The organism is Ruegeria sp. HKCCA6707, assembly GCF_013033515.1.
GTDB lineage: Bacteria > Pseudomonadota > Alphaproteobacteria > Rhodobacterales > Rhodobacteraceae > Ruegeria.
Genome location: NZ_WQEG01000003.1, coordinates 330126 through 349423 on the forward strand (window position 1 = coordinate 330126; position 19298 = coordinate 349423).

The following is a 19298-nucleotide window of genomic DNA, read 5'->3' on the forward strand; positions in this document are numbered from 1 at the left end:
TTTTGATCACTTTGAGAATGGAGTAAGAATATGCGTCTGGTACTCGCTTCGGCCATCGCCCTTCAGGCATTTGCCTTTGCACCGATGGTTCATGCAGCAGGCGGAGGCGACAGCAGCCCGCCCAAGCCGACGAACACAACCAAGAAATGCCTGTTTGGCCGAGTCTATGACGAAGCTGCTGGCAAATGTGTAAAACCCAACAAGACAAATTTTTCCCAAGACCAATTATATGATGCCGTGCGCGAACTGGCCTATGACGGGCAGCTTGAACATGCGCAGGACATCTTGCGGGTTATGGATCAGGACGATGACCGAGTGAAAACCTATTGGGGCTTCACCTATCGCAAGATGGGTGAGATTGAACTGGCCAACCTGTTCTATCAGCAGGCCATTGACGCAAATCCCGACAACCTTCTGGCACGCAGCTACATGGGTCAGGGTTTTGTCGCCGAAGGCCGCACCGACCTGGCGATCGAACAATGGCGGGAAATCAAGGCGCGTGGCGGCGAAGGCACATGGGCCGAAGCCTCTCTGCGCGACGCGATCAGTACCGGGCTGACTTATAGCTACTGAGTTTCAGGGTTTCTTTACCCCGACCTCGCTAATCTGCCCGTGAATCACACTATGACTTCACGGGCAGATGCAAGACACAAACGCATTGGTACAGATGACGCCGGGCCGTCAACAACCTGTTGTCGACGCGGATGACGCGGCTACAAAGGTTGTACCGCGCAGATTGAACAGCCGGGAAAAGGCCGCCATTGTTGTGCGCCTGCTGCTGAACGAGGGCGCGGATATCCCGCTTGAGGAATTGCCCGATAGCTTGCAAGAAAAACTCACACATCAACTGGGCCAGATGGGCTTGGTGGATCGTGTGACCCTGGCCGCCGTGGCACAAGAGTTCGCCAATGCGCTGGACAGTGTCGGGCTGGCCTTTCCGCACGGGCTGGCAGGTGCTTTGGACGCGGTCAACGACAAGATTGCACCGTCCACCGCCGCTCGGCTGCGCAAAGTGGCCGGTGTCCGTCAGATTGGGGATCCGTGGCAGCGGTTGCGCGAGGTGCCGATTGAAGATCTGGCCAAGATCGCGCAGGCCGAAAGCACCGAAGTTGCAGCGGTCATGCTGTCCAAGCTCGAAACCGCTAACGCCGCGCAGTTACTGGGCCATCTGCCCGGCCCTGTGGCGCGCCGGATCACCTATGCGGTGTCGAAAACGGCCAATGTCAACCCAGACGCTGTAGAGCGGATCGGATGGTCCCTGGCGGCCCAGTTGGATCAGCGCCCGACCCCGGCTTTCAAAGACGAACCCGGCGCACGGGTTGGAGCCATTCTCAACCAGTCGACAGCAACAACACGGGATGGGTTGCTGACTGCACTGGACGAAGAAGATGCCGATTTCGCAAACTCCGTCCGGCAATCGATCTTTATCTTTGCCCATATCCCCACGCGCATCCTGCCCCGCGACATCCCCGCCGTTCTGCGCGGGGTGGATCAGCCCGTTCTGGTCTCTGCCCTCGCCGGTGCCGCAACCCAAGGCGACCAGGCCGCAGCCGAGTTCATGTTGTCCAACATGTCCACTCGGATGGCAGAAAACCTGCGCGAGGAAATGGCCGAACGCGGCAAGGTGAAATTGAGTGAGGCAGAAGACGCGATGTCTCAGATCGTCACGGCGATCCGGTCTTTTCTGGACGACGGAACCATCACCCTGGTTGAAACCGATGAGGACGACGTAGACTGACAAAGCATCGCGCCCCCGCTTGCGCGGCTTGTGGTTGGCGAATTGTGGCGATATGTCTGGTGCCGAAAATCACAGCACTTGGTGAGTCCCCCGAATGCCCGTCGAAAAGTCGGACCGCAGCCGTCTCGAGCTTGCAGGCTACTATGCCATCAACTTGGCCCTAAAGGGTATTATCGGCGGAATGCGCTTGTTGCCTTACGAGCGCCGGATCGGTGCGATGGGCGCGATCATGCGCACACTGGCACCTGTGGTGGGATTTCGCACGCGCGTGCGGCGCAACCTGAAACTCACCTGCCCCGAGCTTTCAGAAGACGAAATCCGTCGCATCAGCCGCGCAGTACCCGACAATGCCGGCCGCGCGATCATGGAGCATTTCTCACCCGAAGGCTTCATCGAACGCCAAAGCAATGCCAAGGTTTCAGGCTCGGGTGTCGCCGCCTTTGACGCAGCAGTTGCCGAAGGGCGCCCGGTGATGATGATCACCGCCCATTTCGGCCATTACCTGGCCGCGCGGATTGCTTTGCAGGCGCGTAGCGGCAAACCAATCGGCTGCCTCTATCGTCGGATGGCAAACCCCTATTTCAACGACATGTATGTGCAGGCATTCTACAAAACCGGTGCGCCCATGTTCGAACAGGGGCGCAAGGGCATGGTCGAGATGGTACGCTCGCTCAAGAAGGGCGGCATCATCGCCATTGTTTCCGATCTGCATGCCCATGGCGGTGAAGAACTGGCCTTTTTCGGCAAGCCCGCCGTCACCTCGGTGCTCAACGCCGAACTGGCGATCAAATACAACGCTGTTCTGATCCCCTGCTATGCGGTCCGAGAGCCCAATGGCATCGATTTCGAGATCGTCCTCCACGATCCGGTTGCGCATACCGACCCCAAAACCATGACTCAGTACACCAATGACGACCTTGAAGGCATGGTGCGACAGCATATGGGCCAGTGGTTCTGGATCCACCGTCGCTGGAAGGCTTGGAACGGCTTGGGCGTTCAACCGCAGGACATGCCCTGATCACTTGACCTTGGTTGCCGCTACAATCGGGCCATGACCGACGCGTTGCACCAGGACCACGGCTGGCAGTGCCTCAGACAGAGATGCGCTGAATTTCTGTGGCGCGATCCCGTCCCAATGTCCGGCAATCTGCGTTTTCTCGACAACATTGGCATAACTCAGGTCACGTCCTGCAAGCTCACCGCGTTTGATCGAGGCGTGTCGCATCGGTGAATACTGCACCACGCGAATTTCATAGGTCTGCCCTTGCGGCAATTCCACGGGGGTCACTTCAACCGTAACATCCTCACCCACGCGCGCCGCCTGCACATAGGCTTTTGGCGCTTCGGTCAGATACGAGTTGATTACCTCGGCCAACTCGGCAGCCTTTGCGCCCACGACATCCTGCTGGCCGTTGATCACCATCTGAGGAGTATAGATCATTGTCCGATCGCCCTCGCGCGCGTAGGCGCGTTGACGAAAGGTATGATCCGGATGGGCATACTCGTCCTTCCATCCGATATAGTCCCAATAGTCCACATGCAGTGCCAGACCGATAATGTCATCCCGTTTGACCAGTTCTTCTAGGATACGATCGGCAGGCGGGCAGGATGAGCATCCCTGAGACGTGAACAGCTCGACCACAACCGGGTTTTGCTGGGCGTGGGCGGTGGGCGCAAGCAATAGAGATGCCAGCGCAAGGGCTGCGGCTCGGAACATTTGACTACTCGATCTGGTAAGCATTTCGGGCACAATACTTGCTTAACGGTTCCGCCTCCAATCAAGGTTTCGAGAGAGATACTGCAGTGTGACGCACAAAAATGTGTGCAATGGTATACAAAAATTGACGCAGATGGTCTGTAAGCTCTTGAACCGAAGGCCAACGTCATGCAGATACGCCTCAGCGAATCCCAAAATCCACGTCATTTGAGAGGGAGGCCATTAGATGCCCATCAAAGTCGGACAGGATACCGCCAAGACACGCCGCAGCCTGAGCGTGAATGGCAAGTCCATTTCCTATTACTCAATCCCCGCCGCGCAAGAGGCCGGTCTGGGCGATTTCTCGAAACTGCCTGCCGCGCTCAAAGTGGTGTTGGAAAACATGCTGCGGTTCGAGGATGACGGTTTCTCGGTCTCGGTCGACGACATCAAGGCCTTTGCCGAATGGGGTGCGAATGGCGGCAACAACCCGCGTGAAATCGCCTATCGCCCGGCCCGCGTATTGATGCAGGACTTCACCGGCGTTCCCGCCGTTGTGGACCTGGCCGCGATGCGCGACGGGATCAAAGGTCTGGGTGGCGACGCACAGAAGATCAACCCGCTGAACCCGGTGGATCTGGTCATCGACCACTCGGTCATGATCGACGAGTTCGGCAACCCGCGCGCCTTCCAGATGAATGTGGATCGCGAATATGAGCGCAACATGGAGCGCTACCAGTTCCTGAAATGGGGCCAGAACGCGTTCAACAACTTTCGCGTTGTTCCCCCCGGAACCGGTATCTGCCACCAGGTGAACCTGGAATATCTGGCCCAGACCGTCTGGACAGATACCGATCAGAACGGCGACGAGGTTGCATACCCTGATACGCTGGTAGGCACCGACAGCCACACCACCATGGTCAACGGCATGGCCGTTCTGGGCTGGGGCGTTGGCGGAATCGAGGCCGAAGCCGCGATGCTGGGTCAGCCGATTTCGATGCTGATCCCCGAAGTGATTGGCTTTGAACTGACCGGCGCCATGGTCGAAGGCACCACCGGCACTGACCTGGTTCTGAAAGTTGTGGAAATGCTGCGCGAAAAAGGCGTGGTGGGTAAATTCGTCGAATTCTATGGCGAAGGTCTGGACCGTCTGCCGCTGGCCGACCGGGCGACGATTGCGAACATGGCGCCTGAATACGGCGCGACCTGTGGTTTCTTCCCGATCGACGGTGAAACCCTGCGCTACCTGCGGAACACAGGCCGTGACGAAGATCGGATCGCTCTGGTCGAAGCCTATGCGAAGGAAAACGGATTCTGGCGCGATGCAGACTACGCGCCGATCTATACCGACACCCTGTCGCTGGACATGGGCACCATCGTTCCCGCCATCTCGGGCCCAAAACGCCCGCAGGACTATGTGGCACTGACCGATGCCAAAGCCGCATTCACCAAAGAAATGGCCGAGACCTTCAAGCGCCCCATGGGCAAGGAAGTCGCGGTCAAAGGTGAAGACTACACCATGGAATCGGGCAAGGTTGTGATCGCCTCGATCACCTCTTGCACCAACACATCGAACCCGTATGTGATGATCGGCGCGGGCCTGGTGGCACGCAAAGCCGCGGCCTTGGGCCTGAACCGCAAACCGTGGGTCAAAACCTCGTTGGCACCGGGATCGCAGGTTGTTTCGGCTTATCTTGAGGCCGCCGGTCTGCAAGAGGATCTGGACAAGGTTGGCTTCAACCTTGTGGGCTATGGCTGCACCACTTGTATCGGTAACTCGGGACCCATCCAGCAAGAGATCTCGGAAGCCATTGCCGAGGGCGACCTGGTCGCAACCTCTGTCCTGTCGGGCAACCGCAACTTCGAAGGTCGGATCTCGCCTGATGTGCGCGCCAACTATCTGGCCTCGCCCCCGCTGGTCGTGGTTTACGCGCTGGCCGGAACGCTGGACATCGACCTCACGTCCGAGCCGATCGGCCAAGACAAAGATGGCAACGACGTCTATATGAAAGACATCTGGCCTAGCCAAAGCGAGATTGCCGAACTGGTTGAGGCAACCGTGACCCGCGAGGCCTTCCAGTCGAAATACGCCGATGTGTTCAAGGGTGACGAGAAATGGCAGGAAGTTGAGGTTCCGCAGCAGGAAACCTATGACTGGCCACCGACCTCGACCTATATCCAGAACCCCCCTTATTTCCAAGGCATGGGGGCCGAGCCGGGCACCATCTCAAATATCGACGGCGCCAAGGTTCTGCTGATCCTGGGGGACATGATCACAACCGACCACATCTCGCCTGCTGGATCCTTTGCAACAACCACACCTGCGGGCAAGTATCTGACAGAACGTCAAGTGGCACCGCGCGAGTTCAACTCGTACGGGTCGCGCCGTGGCAACCACGAGATCATGATGCGCGGCACCTTCGCCAATATCCGCGTCAAGAACGAGATGCTGGATGGTGTTGAGGGGGGCTATACCAAAGGCCCCGATGGCGCACAGACCTCGGTCTACGAGGCGTCCATGGCTTATCAAGAACAGGGCACACCGCTGGTCGTCTTCGGTGGCGAGCAATATGGCGCGGGGTCTTCGCGCGACTGGGCGGCCAAAGGCACCGCGCTTTTGGGTGTGAAGGCTGTGATCGCCGAAAGCTTTGAGCGTATCCACCGCTCGAACCTGGTTGGAATGGGCGTCATCCCGTTCGAGTTCACCGGTGGTGACACTCGCAAGACCCTGGGTCTGAAGGGTGATGAGACAGTTTCGATCCATGGTCTGGATACGATCCAACCGCTTCAGGAAGTGCCTTGTTCGATCGTCTACGGGGATGGTACCGAGAAGACGATCACCCTGAAATGCCGCATCGATACCGCGCCCGAGATTGAATACATCGAAAACGGCGGTGTTCTGCACTATGTTCTGCGCAACCTGGCCAAAGCGGGCTGAGCGCGAATAGCGGATAGCATCTGAAAGGACGCCTTCGGGCGTCCTTTTTTCTTGCGAGGCTCTGCCTCGCGCTCCGAGGTATTTTTGAACAGAAGAAGTTGATTTTTCGCGATTTTGTCGATGTGATGAGCGCATGGACAAAGTTGCATTGATCACAGGCGGCGCGCGCGGCATTGGGCGTGCGATTGTCGAAGAGCTGAGGCGCGATCATCAGGTTGCGTTTACCTATCTGAACTCGGAGCCGTCGGAGGATCTGCTGCAAGGCAACGCTTTGGCGATTCGCTCTGATCTGACTGAGGAAGGCCAGGCAGAGGCTGTTGTAGCGCAGGTGATTGCGCGGTTCGGGCGGCTGGACGTGATTGTGAACAATGCCGGTGCCGTGCTGATGTCGCCGAAAGAGGCGTTTAACTGGCAGGACCAGCAGGCCATTTTGGATTTGAACCTGTCAGTTCCCGCGGCCTTGCTTTCTGCCGCGCTGCCGCATTTGAAAGCAGGCGCGGCGATCGTCAATATCTCATCAATCAACGCCGTCCTGCCCCCGCGCGGGGCCGCGACCTACGGGGCCAGCAAGGCGGGGCTGAACCTGTGGACCCGCGCCATGGCAAAAGAGCTGGGCCCGGAGGGGATCCGCGTGAATGCTGTTGCACCGGGTGCGATCAACATTCCCGAAGCCCCCCGGTCAGAGGAGTTGACCGCGCTCTTTGTCAAGGACACAGCGCTGGGCCGAATTGGCAAGCCCGAGGATATCGCCAAGGCAGTACGGTTTTTGGCCTCGGATGCGGCCGATTTCATTACTGGCGAAATTCTGGGCGTGGGCGGAGGGTATCGCCTTTAGCGTAACGTTCTGTTTTGCGCGGCCTTTTCAAGCGCCGGGCGGATTGTGCTGGCGATCACCCGCTGGGTGATGGGGCCGGCAAAGCGCAGGACGATAGTGCCGTCACCGTCGATCACATAGGTTTCGGGCACGCCGTAAAGGCCCCAATCCAGCGCCATGCGTCCCTGCGCATCAGTACCGATGCCCGCATAGGGATCGCCCAGTTCATTCAGGAAGGCCTGCGCATTATCGGGCTGATCCTTGTAGTTCACACCATAGACCGGAATGCCCTCATCCGACAGCGCTTGCAGGTTTGGGTGTTCGGCCCGGCACGGCGCACACCAGCTGGCCCAATAATTGACCAGCTTGACCTCTCCGTCGCGCAGCGTGGCGTCATCAAAACCCGTCTTGTCGGCAAAAGGTGTAAGTACCACAGGTGGTGCGGGTTGCCCTTCGCGCGCAGAGGGCAACGCATCGGGGTCATCGCGGAACATGCCGATCCCGGCCAGAACGGCAAAAGCGCCAAAGATCAGCGGCGGCGCGATCATCAGGGGTGAGATCCTAGCCATTTCGGGTGACCCTCTGCTCGACCTGCTCCATCTGGGTGCGCACCTTGCGACCGCGGAGAAGGCTGAAGACCACCAACCCGATCAACAGCAGGATCGAGACCGCATAGGCTGACAGCACCGTGTCAGCGTATTTTCCAAGATCGGGGATCATCCACCTACCCTTTCACGTGCCAACAGTGCCCGCATGCGTCGGGCGCGAATTTCGGTCCCGGTGCGATAAAGCACCAGCGCGATGAACAGCAGGACAAAGCCAATGATGCAGAACAGTAAGGGATAGAAGAAGACGTTGGAGACTTTTTCCTCTGTGTCGGTGCCCGTTATTGCACCGGCCCGCATCACCGAGGCACCCTGGTGCAACCCCTGATTCCAGAAGTTCACTGCATAGCGGCTGAGGATGGCAAAGACCGAGCCAACGAGGCAAAGGATAGAAGTCAAATCGGCGGCGGTGTCCGGGTCATCAATCGCCTGCCACAAGGCCACATAGCCCAGATAGAACAGGAACAGGATCAGGAACGAGGTCAGACGCGGATCCCAGGCCCACCATGTCCCCCACATCGGCTGCCCCCAGATTGCTCCGGTCGCCAGAGCGATCAATGTCATCACGATGCCAACCGGTGCTGCGGCGCGTGCGGCCAGAGCGCTGACATGGTGGCGGCGGATCAGCCAGATCAATGAGGTTGCCAGCATCATCAGCCAGCAATTGATTGCCATCAGCGCCGAGGGCACATGCAAGTAGATGATCTTGACGGTCGAGCCCTGCTTGTAGTCATCGGGGGTGAAAAAGAACCCCCAGATCAGCCCGATCCCCACGCACAGCGCAGAGGTAACCCAGAAGAACGGCAAGACGCGTTCACTGGTCGCCAGGAATTTCTTGGGGTTGGCGTATTCCCAAACAGAGTTGGCTTTGGCTGCAATTGTCATGTGCTGTATCTAGTCTGACTCGGCCCGGTTCTCAATTGACATCAATCAATCGCGCCCACTTGTCACCGAAGATTGACACGTAAAACCGCCGCGCTGGCAAAAGGCAGCAGCGCCACAGTGGCCGCTGTTATCCCCGCCAGCATCAGCAAAGGGGTTTCAACCTCCATTCCGATGGCGCCGCGTCGGGCGACCTCGGCCCCGTAGATCAGTGTGGGGACGTAAAGCGGCAGAACCAGAAGCGACAGCAGCAAGCCACCGCGCTTCAGCCCCACGGTTAGGGCTGCTCCGAAGGTTCCGATCACGCTGAGCGCCGGGGTGCCCAGCAAGAGTGAGATCACCAGCCAGACATAGCCCTGTCCGGGCAGGCTGAGCAGCACACCCAGAACCGGCGCGGCCAGAACCAGGGGCAGCCCGGTGGTGATCCAATGCGCCAGCGCCTTGATCGAAACAACGCCTTCCAGTGGCAGCGGGGCGGTGGCCAGCAGGTCAAGCGAGCCGTCCTCCCAATCCAGCGCCAGCAGTCGGTCGAGGGACAGTAGACAAGCGAGGAGCGCGCCAAGCCACAGAACACCTGGTGCAATTGTGGCGAGCAGCGCCGATTGCGGCCCAACCGAAAATGGGACCAGGATGGTGACGATCAGGAAAAAGGCCAGACCCAGGCCGAACCCGCCTCCGGCGCGGATGGCGAGTTTGAGGTCACGCAGCAGAAGGGCAATCACAGGAACCCTCCATCCGTGTCGTCGATCGGTTTTGGTTTGGCTTTGAAGGGCGCCAGTTCCAAAACCTTGGCGTCGAGACCAAGGTCGATATGGGTTGCGATCAGGGCCGAACCGCCCTGCCCCAGATGTTCGCGGATGACGTCGGCAAACAGCGTCACGGCATTTTGGTCCAGCGAGACCGTGGGCTCATCCAAGCTCCAGATCGGACGGCCCGTGACCAGCATGCGCGCCAGACCCAAGCGCCGCTTTTGCCCGGCCGAGAGCTGCCCGGCGGGGCGGTGCGCCAGGTCGCTCAGAGCAAAGGCTTGCAGAGCCGTGTTGATATCTGCGGTGCCGAAGACCGAGGCCCAGAATCTGAGATTCTCGGTCACCGTCAGGGTTGGCTTAATTCCGTCCGCGTGTGAGGCATAGGCTATCTGGTCCTCTGCCCCAGCGATCTGCCCTGACAAGGCGGGCTGCAACCCGGCCAGGGTGCGCAAGAGCGTGGTTTTTCCGATCCCGTTGGGCCCGCGCAGGATCAGCACCGCGCTCGGGGGCAGGGTAAAGCTGAGCCCTTCGAGCACAGGGATGCCACCACGGGCGATGGCCAGATCGGAAACCTTTAGCGTCATGAAACCCGCTTAACTGATTGTTGGGCCGCGCAAAAGGTGGGATTTGCCGCAGGAATACCCCCGGCTGTGGTTGGTGCGGGACGGCGTGAGCGGCCAGTCCCTCGTACACCATCGGGTGATTTCAGCCAGATGAAGGCGGATCTCGTCAGACGGGAAGTAGAGCGAGCGCTATGCGGCGTCCTTCCGACAGAAGCACATTATAGGTGCGGCAGGCGGCGGGGGAGTTCATGATTTCGACGCCCAGGCCCGCGGATTCCAACTGGCTGCGCAGGTCTGACGGGATATGCGCCATCTCGGGCCCGATTCCGATCAGGATGACATCCACGTGGGTGGCCAGTTCAAGCAGCAGGTCCGCGTCGCTAAGGCCGCCCCAAGCAGAAGTACCGGTGGGGCCAGTAAGGACCGCGCCGTCGTGGACAGTGCCACCGATGCGGAAGAAACCGGGGCCGTATCCGTCGACGGGCTTTGCATCGCTATAGGTGATTTCGTTCAATCGCATAGGTCTTTCTAGCTCCAAATTGGCAGGCCAAACAAGGCGGCGGCCGCGATGACCACATAGGCTGCACCGCGATAGAGATGTTCCTTTTCGGGGCGGAAGACCCAGCCGCCCAGCAGGTTACCCACCACATTCGGGATTGCCAGCACTAGGCCCAGCGATGCGGTTGTCCAACTGAGTTCTCCCATCCCGGTCAGATAACCCAGCATCAGGACGTCGAAGCCCAAGAGGAAGAGCAGGATCGTGGCGCGGATCACCGCAACGGGCAGCGGGCGCGACATGTAAAACAGGATCACCGCAGGGCCTGGCAGCCCCGCGATACCTCCCAGGAACCCGGCAGCGGCACCCGTGCCAAAGACCATCGGGCCAGTGACAGTCCCGCGATAGCGCAGGCCAAAGATCAAGATAACCAGCATCGTCAGCGACAACCCACTGACCACATAGCGAAAGACCTCGGGCTCGGTTCGACCGAGCAGCCAGAGACCCATAGGTAGAATCAGGCCGCAAGCCAGCAGCAGGCGGGCGAGATCGGGTTTGTTCACATCCGCCCAGGCGCGGCGCAGATTTGGCAGGGGGCCAAAGACATCCATGATCACTAAAGCGATAATGGCACCAAACGGGCCCAGGAACGGGCTTGCGATGGGTAGGAAGACCAATGCAGTGCCAAAGCCGGAGAAGCCGCGGACGATGCCGCCAAGCAATGCTCCGACTATAATTATGGCCAGCCCCTGTGGGGACTGGCCGAAAAGCTCAGGCATCGATATTTGCGAATTGGTTGCCCGCCGTGTTTGACGGTTTCGACCAGTCGCGCTTGACCCCCAGCCACAGCAGAATGGTCGAGGCCACAAAGACCGACGAATAAGTGCCCACGATCACGCCCCAGATCATCGCAAAGACAAAGCCCCGGATCACGTCACCGCCCAGCACATAGAGCGAGATCAGCGCCAGCAATGTGGTCACCGAGGTCATCACCGTCCGGCTGAGGGTTTCGTTGATCGAGATGTTCAGCACCTCTTTGAGGTCTTTCTTTTTGTATTTCCGCAGGTTTTCGCGCACGCGGTCAAAGACCACCACGGTGTCATTCAACGAGTAACCCACGATGGTCAGAAGGGCCGCGATGATGGCCAGGTCAAAGCGGATTTGCAGCTCCGAGAAGATACCGATGGTCAGGATCACATCGTGCACCAATGCGGCCACCGCGCCCAGTGCGAACTGCCATTCAAAGCGCAGCCAGATATAGACCAAGACCGCGCCAATCGCGAGAACCACCGCGATAACGGCGGTCTGGATCAACTCGCCCGAGACTTTGGGGCCGACGGATTCGACGGATTCAAAAGGCAGCTTCAAACCCGCATCGGCAGCGGCAAGAACTTCACCGACCTGCGTGATCATATCGGCGCTTACCGCTTCGGCCCCTTCCTGGGCCTGTATGCGGATCATTGCGACATGCTCATCGGGGCCAAAGGTTGGGTCAAAGATCTCGGTGATCGAGACATCTCCCAATTCCAACGGAGCTATGGCTTCACGGTATGCCCCGACATCAATCGGCTGCGTACTTTCGGTGCGGATCGTGGTCCCACCTCGGAAATCAATGCCGAAATTCAGCCCTTGCAGCATGAAGGACGCAAAGGCGATGACCATCATAAGGCCCGAAATGCCCAGCCAGATTTTCCAGCGGCTGAAGAAATCGAACGAGGTTTGTTGGGGGACGAGTTTCAGTCTCATGATCAAACCTCGATCGTTTTGGGGCGGCGGCGTTCGAACCACATCACGATCATCAAACGGGTCACGAAGATCGCAGTGAAGACCGAGGTGAGAATACCCAAGCCCAATGTGATGGCAAAGCCGCGCACGGGACCGCTGCCCATGGCAAACAGGATCACGGCGGTGATGAATGTGGTGACGTTGGCATCCAGAATGGCCGACAGCGCCTTTTCATAGCCCAGCTCAATGGCACGGGCCGGGCCTTTGGCCGATTTCAGCTCTTCCCGGATGCGCTCAAAGATCAGTACGTTGGCATCCACTGCCATGCCGACGGTCAGCACGATCCCTGCGATACCCGGCAAGGTCAGCGTGGCCCCGATCAGCGACAGCAGGCCAAAGAGAAGTCCAACGTTGATGATCAGCGCGATATTGGCGAAGATGCCGAACAGACCGTAGCTGAGACCCATGAAGGCCAGAACCGCCACAAAGGCCACGATGGTGGCGACCTTACCGGCGTCGATACTGTCTTGCCCCAGTTCCGGGCCGATGGTGCGTTCTTCGAGGAACTCCAGTTCCGCAGGCAAGGCCCCTGCCCGCAGCAACACGGCCAGGTTGGTGCTTTCCTCGACGGTGAAATTGCCGGTGATGATGCCCGATCCGCCCGGGATATGGCTTTGGATCACCGGGGCCGAGATCACCTCGTCATCCAGAACGATGGCGAAGGGCGCACCGATATTCTCCAGCGTATAGTCGCCGAATTTCCGCGCGCCAGATGTGTTGAACCGGAAGCTGACCGCTGGGCGACCATTCTGGTCAAAAGCGGGCTGCGCATCGACCAGTTCTTCGCCAGTAACGACCGGCGATGAATCCAAAGTGTAGTAGACGTCAGGCTCGTCCAATGACGGCGCAAGCTTCTCACCTATTCCAACCGAGGCGTTCTCATCCGTTCCGCGCCCCAAAACCGGGTTGAACGTCAGCTGTGCCGTGGTTCCGATGATCTCTTTCAGCTCACCCGCGCTGCCGATCCCGGGGACCTGAATCAGGATACGATCCGCGCCCTGACGTTGGATCGTCGGTTCGCGCGTGCCAACCTCGTCGATCCTGCGGCGGACGATCTCAAGCGATTGCCGCACGGTCCGATCATCAGTGGCCAGCTTTTCGGCTTCGGACAGCTGCACGATGATTGTGTCACCCTGCGCGCGGGCCTCAATATCGGTTGCGCCCACGCCGCTGAGCGTTTGCACCTGACGGGCCAAACCGCGCACCACTTCAAGCGCGCGGGGCATACCCTCGGGCTGGCTGATGCGCAGACGGATCTGGTCTGGGGGCGATTCCTGCCGACGGATAGTGCCAACCGTCGCACGCTCATCCCGCAAAGCGTCGCGGATTTCCGGCCACATCGCCTCCATCCGGGATTCGTAGACATCCTCGACCTTTACCTCGGCCAGCAGATGCGCACCGCCGCGCAGGTCGAGGCCCAGATTGACAAGCGATGAGGGCAACCAATTGGGCCATTCCGCCGCTTCGGCCTGATTTTCCGGCGTGTCCACGCCAAGCTCAATCGCGGCCTTGGCGTCGTTCGACGTTTCGACGCGTGTGTAAAACGCATTCGGCAGAGCCATAAAAAGGCCGATCACACAGACCGACCAGATCAGAACCCGCTTCCAGGTATCAATTTGCAGCATTACCCTGCCTTTTCAACGGAGTATCGCGCGAAGTTACTTCGCTGGTTCGGTTTTGTTCAGGACCTGAGCAATGGTGGCCTGCACCACACGAACCTTGACGCCATCGGCAATTTCGACCTCAAGCTCTCCGTCATCCTTGACCTTGGCAACTTTGCCGATCAGCCCGCCTTGGGTCACAACCTGATCCCCGCGCCGCAGAGCATCCACCATGGCCTTGTGCTCTTTCATCTTTTTCTGCTGCGGACGGATCAGCAGGAAATACATGATCCCGAAAATCAGGATCAGCGGGAGAAACTGGGCGATTGCGCCACCTTCCATGGGATATTCCTTTGTTCTGTGGATGCGGAGCTGTCCGCAAATTTGGCCGGAACCTATGCGTTGATCCGTGGCTTTGCAAGGTAAGGCGGCACTCTGGTGCGGCAACTCTTTTCGCGGTCTTCGCTTTGAAGAACGAACAAGCTCAGAAAACTGCTAGGAAAATATGCGGGTTTCGATATACTTTCCGCTCAGGAGATGCAATGAGAAGCACTTATAACCCCTTCCGATTGCTTAGGCTTTTGATTTCGACCGTGGTTCTTTCAATCATGGTTTCGACATCAATCTACGCACAAGAGGTGCCGCCGGAACTGCCCGAACCTGCAGACAGCGAAAGCGACAGTTTCAAGGCCCCGGTGATCATTGATGGGGATATGCTGTTTTTCTTGCGCGGCTCCAGCGCGCTGCCTGCGCCAGAACGGGCAGAGACGGTGCAAAACGCGATAATCCAAGTCGCCGAGGCGTCCGACGACACGGACGTCGAAATCACTTTTGAAGACACAGAGTTAGGCACGCGCATCCTGGCCGATGGTGTTATGGTCTCGATCGTTACGGTAGCGGATGCCGAACTGGACCAGATGGAATTGGATGTCCTGAGCTTTTTGCATGGGCAGGCCATCGAAGAAGCGATTACCACCTACCGCGCCAACCGGACCGACGAAGCCTTGGTTTCGGGCGCGATTGAAGCCGGTGTTTGGACCATCGGTTTTGCTGTCTTTGTGGTGGTCATCCTTTGGCTGCATAGACGCATTAGACGCCGCACGCTGAAAGTGGTGAAGCGCTATCTCAAGGATGTCGAGACCGCTACGGCCAAGAGCGTTCAGGCCGAAGCGATTGCTGCCCTGATCCGCTATGCTTTGAACTTTTTGCTGCTCATCATCTTCTTCCTGGGTTTTTACTATTACCTGACCTTTGTCCTTATGGCCTTTGCCGAGACAAGGTACCTTGCCCAGTTGCTGCTGACCTATTTGACCGAACCGGTTCTGCTGATATTCAAGGGCATTCTCAGTTACATTCCCAACCTGATCATGCTGGGGATTATTTCATGGATTACGTTGTACATTATCAAAGGCTTGCGAGTGTTTTTTGATGCGGTCGAAGCCGGCACGTTCGACCTGGGAGACTTCGAGAAACACTGGGTCAACCCGACCTTCAATATCGCACGAGTCGTCATCGTTTTGATCGCATTGGTTTTTGCGGTGCCCTATATACCCGGCTCGGATTCGGCAGCGTTCCAAGGACTGACCATTCTGGTTGGCGCGATGCTGTCGCTAGGTGCGAACTCGGTCGTGTCAAATATGTTGGCGGGCCTGTTTGTGATCTATCGCCGTTCAACCTCGATCGGTGACCGGATTCAGATCGGTGAACATATTGGGGATGTGGTCGAAATCAAACTGATGGAGACACATCTGAAATCCATCAAGAATGAGCTGATCTCGATCCCGAACGGGCAGCTGATGAACTCGGATGTGGTGAACTTTTCGAAAAAGACCGATGGCAGCGGGTTGTTGCTGCATACCACGGTTGGGATCGGCTACGAGGAACCGCCCGAGAAGGTCGAGGCGATGCTGGTTGAAGCCGCCAATCGCACCAAGGGTCTCAAGGCCAAGCCCGAACCCTTTGTATTGTGGACCGCGCTGGCGGATTACGCGATCAACTATCAGATCAACGGCTATACCACGCGGGGCAGCATTATTCCCAAAATCAGATCAGATCTGCATCGTAACATTGTGGCCGTGTTCAATGAGAACAACGTTCAGATCATGACGCCTTCTTACATGGCGGACCCGCCCGAACCCAAGATACCGGCCGAAGAATGGGACGGTCATCTGGCACATCAGCAAGGAGTGCCAGACAGTTAGCGCAATTTGGGCAACCAGTGCTACACCCTTGCAGCCATATGGTGCATAAGCAGCTTCAGTGATTCACCTATCAAGGATCTGAGATATGCACGACATCCGCGCCATTCGCGAAAACCCTGCCGCCTTCGACGCCGCCCTTGCGCGCCGTGGGGACGCGCCGGTGTCGTCAGATCTGTTGCGACTGGACGAGAGCCGCCGGGCCAAGATCCTGGCAGCTGAAACCGCACAGGCTGAACAGAACAAGGCCAGCAAAGAGGTCGGCGCAGCCAAGGGTCGCGGAGATGAGGCCGAGTTTGAGCGGCTGCGCGCCTTGGTCGCCGAGAAGAAGGCCGAGATCGCTCGAATGCAGACCGAGGCCAAGGACCTTGATGCTCTGCTGACCGATCAACTTGCGCGCATTCCCAACCTGCCTGCCGATGACGTCCCGCAAGGGGCTGACGAAGACCACAATGTCGAGGTCAGCCGCTGGGGCACACCACGCGCGTTCGATTTCGAGCCAAAAGAGCACTATGAAATCCCTGCCGTCGCTGCTGGCATGGATTTCGAAACAGCGGCCAAGACCAGCGGCAGCCGCTTTGTGAACCTGTCCAAAGGCGTCGCGCGGATTCACCGCGCGCTGTCTCAGTTCATGCTGGACACCCATATCGACAAGAACGGATTGACCGAAATGCAAGTTCCGGTTCTGGTCCGGGACGAGGCGATGTACGGCACCGACAAACTGCCGAAATTCGGCGAAGAGAGCTATCAAACCACCAATGGCTGGTGGTTGATCCCCACGTCCGAGGTTACCCTGACCTATTCGGTGGCGGGTGACATTCTGGACGAAGCCGCCCTGCCCATTCGCATGACCGCCCATACCGCCTGTTTCCGGTCCGAGGCTGGCAGCGCTGGTAAGGATACCGCCGGGATGCTGCGCCAGCACCAGTTCGAAAAGGTCGAGATGGTCTCGATCACCCATCCGGACAAATCCGATGAGGAGCAGAAACGCATGCTGCGCTGCGCTGAGGATTTGTTGGAGCAGTTGGGCATCCCCTATCGCACCGTTGTCCTGTGCACCGGGGATATGGGCTTTGGCGCGCGCCGGACCTTCGATATCGAAGCCTGGTTGCCCGGTCAGGACGCGTATCGCGAGATCAGCTCGGTCTCGACCACCGGCGCCTTTCAGGCCCGCCGCATGAACGCGCGTTTCCGCCCCGAAAGTGGTGGCAAGCCGGAATATGTTCACACGCTGAACGGCTCGGGCCTGGCCGTCGGCCGTTGCCTGATTGCGGTCTTGGAAAACGGTCAGAATGCAGACGGCACTGTCACCCTGCCCGAAGTGCTTGCGCCCTATCTGGGTGGCAAACGTACTCTGACAGCGGACGGAACGCTGATATAAGAAAACCGGCGCGTCGGCAGACGAACCGGTTCCGATACAACGGGCGAGGAAGGTTTACTTCTTCGCCTTTTTCTTATCCTTTTTCTTATCCGATTTTTTCTTGTCCTTCGATTTGGACTTTTTGTCCTTCTTGGACTTTTCCTTCACCTTCTCTTTGGCTTTCTTGAAGGCGGTTTCGATCTCGGATTTCTTTTTGGCGGCTTTTTCGGCCTTGGCTTTGGCCTTGGCCTTTTTCTTGGCCTTCGCCTCGGCAGCAGCCTTTTCTGCTGCAGCTTTTTCTGCCGCTGCCTTTTCTTCCGCTGCTTTCTGCTCGGCCGCTTTCTTTTCCGCCGCCGCCTTTTTGGCAGCAGCAGTGGACCGGCGCGTCGCCGATCTGGTCGCGGGTTTGCGTGCAGCGGGCTTGCGCGTGGCCGGTGCCTTGGCCACCGGTTTCGTCTGACCCGCCTGTTTCGCAGCCGCGATCAGAGCAACCGCACGCGCGGAACCGATACGTGGAACCTTCAGCAGATCCTCAGGTGTGGCCTTGGCCAGGTCTTCGGCCGTCTTGAAACCGGCACCACTCAAAGCCTGAGCCAATGCTGACCCCACTCCGCGCACCTCGGTAACTGCTGTCATTGTTGGTCCTCTCACTAACGTCTCAGGAAACGGTATATACACAGCATATACACCTACGCAAGCCTATGCCTTGAACAGAAGTTTCGCTGCTAACTGCTCTGCGCCAACCTGATGTCTGAGTCGGGCTTTGGAAACGGCACCAGGCGTTTGGCATCCTCATCCCAAAGTTTCAGGTTCAAAGCCGCCACCGCCTCGGGGAATTTGATCCGCCGCGGGGTGTACTCTTCGGGCAGGTTATAGTGGCAGGCCCGCAACCGGTAGGATGGGATGCGCGCGTTGAAATGGTGGATGTCATGCAGCGTGATACACGCCACCGCATTGTCGAACCACCACCCGAAATCCAGCGCGGACGAGCCTTGAAGCGCTGCAATTTTCGGATCCAATTCGGGTCTACGGTCCCAATAGGTGTCTTCGAAATTGTGTTGCAGATACACCAGAAAGACGCCCAGCATCCCGCCCACAAAGGAAAAGACCAGCCAGACCAGCACACCGGTCGCTCCGGCGATCAGATAGAGCAGCCCAAGGAAAACCACGATGGACAGGTTGTGCAGAATAACTCCGGTCACACCAAAGCGCAGCGTGTTCTTGGGCCAGCGATAACGAATGAAATAGGTGAACAGAGCGCCCACCGGCACAAGGATGAACGGATTGCGATAAAGCCTGTAAAACAGGCGCGTTTTCCAGTCGGCTGCGTTCCATTCCCGCAAGGTCATGGTGTGGATTTCACCGGTTTCGCGATGCTCCAGGTTGCCGATGCCCGAATGATGCAGGTTATGGTTCTGCTTCATCACCTCAAAGGGGGCAAAGGTGAAGGGCGACAAACCATGCCCGGCCCATTCATTTTGCGCGCGTGTTTCGAACAGGGAATGATGGCCGCAATCATGCTGAAGCACATAGAGACGCACAGCGGAAAAGGCAAAGACGATGCCTGCGGGCAGCATGATGTACCACTGGTGAACATAGGCGATCGCCAGCGCCAGCGACGCGAAATACACCGCAAAGGTTCCAAAATAGCTCAACGCAGCCAGTCGATTGTCCTGCACCGCATATTGTCTTGTGTATTCTCTCAGATCCATCCAGTCCTGTCCCCACAGTGGCCCGGCCAATTCACCTTTCAAACTAGATGCGGTTGACCCGCAGACAAGCAGCTTGCACGCAAAACGGGAGGCGCGCAGGTTAAGGGTATCGCGATGACACTAGCCTGTCACGCCCTGAGAACAAAAATGCTGAAAATTGG

Annotated in this window: 20 protein-coding genes; 7 read left to right on the plus strand and 13 right to left on the minus strand. The window is 58.2% G+C overall.

The features are described 5' to 3' along the window. Positions 1-30 precede the first annotated feature (30 nt). The 3 genes from GOW40_RS10130 to GOW40_RS10140 all read left to right on the plus strand — a co-directional run bounded on the left by GOW40_RS10130 (position 31) and on the right by GOW40_RS10140 (position 2756). Positions 31-573: a tetratricopeptide repeat protein gene (locus tag GOW40_RS10130; protein WP_171130133.1), complete on the plus strand. Its 543-nt coding sequence runs from the start codon at positions 31-33 to the stop codon at positions 571-573. 94 nt (positions 574-667) lie between these two features. Then, the gene (locus GOW40_RS10135; RefSeq protein ID WP_171130500.1) at positions 668-1738 is read left to right on the plus strand and encodes a FliG C-terminal domain-containing protein; all 1071 of its coding nucleotides are present in this window, start codon (positions 668-670) and stop codon (positions 1736-1738) included. Between the two features lie 94 nt (positions 1739-1832). Next, positions 1833-2756: a lysophospholipid acyltransferase family protein gene (locus GOW40_RS10140; RefSeq protein WP_171130135.1), complete on the plus strand. Its 924-nt coding sequence runs from the start codon at positions 1833-1835 to the stop codon at positions 2754-2756. Here the strand turns inward: GOW40_RS10140 and GOW40_RS10145 are convergent, their stop codons facing one another. Continuing rightward, positions 2757-3455: a thioredoxin family protein gene (locus tag GOW40_RS10145; RefSeq protein ID WP_171130137.1), complete on the minus strand. Its 699-nt coding sequence runs from the start codon at positions 3453-3455 to the stop codon at positions 2757-2759. Between the two features lie 226 nt (positions 3456-3681). Here GOW40_RS10145 and acnA point away from each other — a divergent pair, with 226 nt between their 5' ends. Continuing rightward, the gene (acnA, locus tag GOW40_RS10150) at positions 3682-6372 is read left to right on the plus strand and encodes an aconitate hydratase AcnA (protein ID WP_171130139.1); all 2691 of its coding nucleotides are present in this window, start codon (positions 3682-3684) and stop codon (positions 6370-6372) included. Between the two features lie 133 nt (positions 6373-6505). Beyond that, positions 6506-7207 (plus strand): SDR family NAD(P)-dependent oxidoreductase, encoded by a 702-nt coding sequence (locus tag GOW40_RS10155; RefSeq protein ID WP_171130141.1) that lies wholly within the window; start codon positions 6506-6508, stop codon positions 7205-7207. Here GOW40_RS10155 and GOW40_RS10160 read toward each other — a convergent pair. The 10 genes from GOW40_RS10160 to yajC form a co-directional block, all read right to left on the minus strand. Continuing rightward, complete coding sequence (locus tag GOW40_RS10160) at positions 7204-7755, minus strand: DsbE family thiol:disulfide interchange protein (protein WP_171130143.1); 552 nt, start codon at positions 7753-7755, stop codon at positions 7204-7206. The two genes, GOW40_RS10155 and GOW40_RS10160, sit on opposite strands and share 4 nt — an antisense overlap. Beyond that, positions 7748-7906 (minus strand): heme exporter protein CcmD, encoded by a 159-nt coding sequence (gene ccmD, locus GOW40_RS10165; protein WP_171099817.1) that lies wholly within the window; start codon positions 7904-7906, stop codon positions 7748-7750. The genes GOW40_RS10160 and ccmD overlap by 8 nt, the downstream gene beginning before the upstream one ends. Next, the gene (locus GOW40_RS10170) at positions 7903-8676 is read right to left on the minus strand and encodes a heme ABC transporter permease (RefSeq protein WP_171130145.1); all 774 of its coding nucleotides are present in this window, start codon (positions 8674-8676) and stop codon (positions 7903-7905) included. Before GOW40_RS10170 ends, ccmD begins: the two co-directional genes overlap by 4 nt. A 62-nt stretch (positions 8677-8738) precedes the next feature. Then, positions 8739-9395 carry a heme exporter protein CcmB gene (gene ccmB / locus GOW40_RS10175; protein WP_171099821.1) on the minus strand — a complete coding sequence of 219 codons (657 nt, stop codon included), beginning with the start codon at positions 9393-9395 and terminating at the stop codon, positions 8739-8741. Beyond that, positions 9392-10006, minus strand: coding sequence for a heme ABC exporter ATP-binding protein CcmA (gene ccmA / locus GOW40_RS10180; protein ID WP_171130147.1), 615 nt, complete (start codon positions 10004-10006; stop codon positions 9392-9394). Before ccmA ends, ccmB begins: the two co-directional genes overlap by 4 nt. A 145-nt stretch (positions 10007-10151) precedes the next feature. Then, positions 10152-10505, minus strand: coding sequence for an Mth938-like domain-containing protein (locus GOW40_RS10185; protein ID WP_171130149.1), 354 nt, complete (start codon positions 10503-10505; stop codon positions 10152-10154). Positions 10506-10513: 8 nt separating this feature from the next. Further along, positions 10514-11260 (minus strand): sulfite exporter TauE/SafE family protein, encoded by a 747-nt coding sequence (locus GOW40_RS10190; protein WP_171130151.1) that lies wholly within the window; start codon positions 11258-11260, stop codon positions 10514-10516. After that, positions 11253-12227, minus strand: a complete 975-nt coding sequence (gene secF, locus GOW40_RS10195) for a protein translocase subunit SecF (RefSeq protein ID WP_171130153.1) — start codon at positions 12225-12227, stop codon at positions 11253-11255. The genes GOW40_RS10190 and secF overlap by 8 nt, the downstream gene beginning before the upstream one ends. 2 nt (positions 12228-12229) lie before the next feature. Next, positions 12230-13891: a protein translocase subunit SecD gene (gene secD / locus GOW40_RS10200; protein WP_171130155.1), complete on the minus strand. Its 1662-nt coding sequence runs from the start codon at positions 13889-13891 to the stop codon at positions 12230-12232. Between the two features lie 33 nt (positions 13892-13924). Further along, the gene (yajC, locus tag GOW40_RS10205) at positions 13925-14209 is read right to left on the minus strand and encodes a preprotein translocase subunit YajC (RefSeq protein ID WP_171099832.1); all 285 of its coding nucleotides are present in this window, start codon (positions 14207-14209) and stop codon (positions 13925-13927) included. A 200-nt stretch (positions 14210-14409) separates the two neighbouring features. Here yajC and GOW40_RS10210 point away from each other — a divergent pair, with 200 nt between their 5' ends. Then, entirely contained in the window at positions 14410-16068 is a 1659-nt protein-coding gene (locus GOW40_RS10210) for a mechanosensitive ion channel family protein (RefSeq protein WP_171130157.1), read from the plus strand. Positions 16069-16153: 85 nt separating this feature from the next. Continuing rightward, complete coding sequence (gene serS / locus GOW40_RS10215; protein ID WP_171230951.1) at positions 16154-17446, plus strand: serine--tRNA ligase; 1293 nt, start codon at positions 16154-16156, stop codon at positions 17444-17446. A 54-nt stretch (positions 17447-17500) separates the two neighbouring features. On the opposite strand, the gene GOW40_RS10220 is transcribed toward serS, so the two are convergent. Beyond that, the gene (locus GOW40_RS10220) at positions 17501-18061 is read right to left on the minus strand and encodes a helix-hairpin-helix domain-containing protein (RefSeq protein ID WP_171130163.1); all 561 of its coding nucleotides are present in this window, start codon (positions 18059-18061) and stop codon (positions 17501-17503) included. Positions 18062-18150: 89 nt separating this feature from the next. Beyond that, positions 18151-19137, minus strand: a complete 987-nt coding sequence (locus tag GOW40_RS10225; protein ID WP_171099840.1) for a fatty acid desaturase — start codon at positions 19135-19137, stop codon at positions 18151-18153. Between the last annotated feature and the right edge of the window lie 161 nt (positions 19138-19298).

Bases quoted from the DNA above. Each gene is read 5' to 3' on its own strand.
- GOW40_RS10130 (WP_171130133.1), top strand. From the start codon at position 31: ATGCGTCTGGTACTCGCTTCGGCCATCGCCCTTCAGGCATTTGCCTTT.
- GOW40_RS10135 (WP_171130500.1), top strand. From the start codon at position 668: ATGACGCCGGGCCGTCAACAACCTGTTGTCGACGCGGATGACGCGGCT.
- GOW40_RS10140 (WP_171130135.1), top strand. From the start codon at position 1,833: ATGCCCGTCGAAAAGTCGGACCGCAGCCGTCTCGAGCTTGCAGGCTAC.
- GOW40_RS10145 (WP_171130137.1), bottom strand. From the start codon at position 3,455: ATGTTCCGAGCCGCAGCCCTTGCGCTGGCATCTCTATTGCTTGCGCCC.
- acnA (WP_171130139.1), top strand. From the start codon at position 3,682: ATGCCCATCAAAGTCGGACAGGATACCGCCAAGACACGCCGCAGCCTG.
- GOW40_RS10155 (WP_171130141.1), top strand. From the start codon at position 6,506: ATGGACAAAGTTGCATTGATCACAGGCGGCGCGCGCGGCATTGGGCGT.
- GOW40_RS10160 (WP_171130143.1), bottom strand. From the start codon at position 7,755: ATGGCTAGGATCTCACCCCTGATGATCGCGCCGCCGCTGATCTTTGGC.
- ccmD (WP_171099817.1), bottom strand. From the start codon at position 7,906: ATGATCCCCGATCTTGGAAAATACGCTGACACGGTGCTGTCAGCCTAT.
- GOW40_RS10170 (WP_171130145.1), bottom strand. From the start codon at position 8,676: ATGACAATTGCAGCCAAAGCCAACTCTGTTTGGGAATACGCCAACCCC.
- ccmA (WP_171130147.1), bottom strand. From the start codon at position 10,006: ATGACGCTAAAGGTTTCCGATCTGGCCATCGCCCGTGGTGGCATCCCT.
- GOW40_RS10185 (WP_171130149.1), bottom strand. From the start codon at position 10,505: ATGCGATTGAACGAAATCACCTATAGCGATGCAAAGCCCGTCGACGGA.
- GOW40_RS10190 (WP_171130151.1), bottom strand. From the start codon at position 11,260: ATGCCTGAGCTTTTCGGCCAGTCCCCACAGGGGCTGGCCATAATTATA.
- secF (WP_171130153.1), bottom strand. From the start codon at position 12,227: ATGAGACTGAAACTCGTCCCCCAACAAACCTCGTTCGATTTCTTCAGC.
- secD (WP_171130155.1), bottom strand. From the start codon at position 13,891: ATGCTGCAAATTGATACCTGGAAGCGGGTTCTGATCTGGTCGGTCTGT.
- yajC (WP_171099832.1), bottom strand. From the start codon at position 14,209: ATGGAAGGTGGCGCAATCGCCCAGTTTCTCCCGCTGATCCTGATTTTC.
- GOW40_RS10210 (WP_171130157.1), top strand. From the start codon at position 14,410: ATGAGAAGCACTTATAACCCCTTCCGATTGCTTAGGCTTTTGATTTCG.
- serS (WP_171230951.1), top strand. From the start codon at position 16,154: ATGCACGACATCCGCGCCATTCGCGAAAACCCTGCCGCCTTCGACGCC.
- GOW40_RS10220 (WP_171130163.1), bottom strand. From the start codon at position 18,061: ATGACAGCAGTTACCGAGGTGCGCGGAGTGGGGTCAGCATTGGCTCAG.
- GOW40_RS10225 (WP_171099840.1), bottom strand. From the start codon at position 19,137: ATGGATCTGAGAGAATACACAAGACAATATGCGGTGCAGGACAATCGA.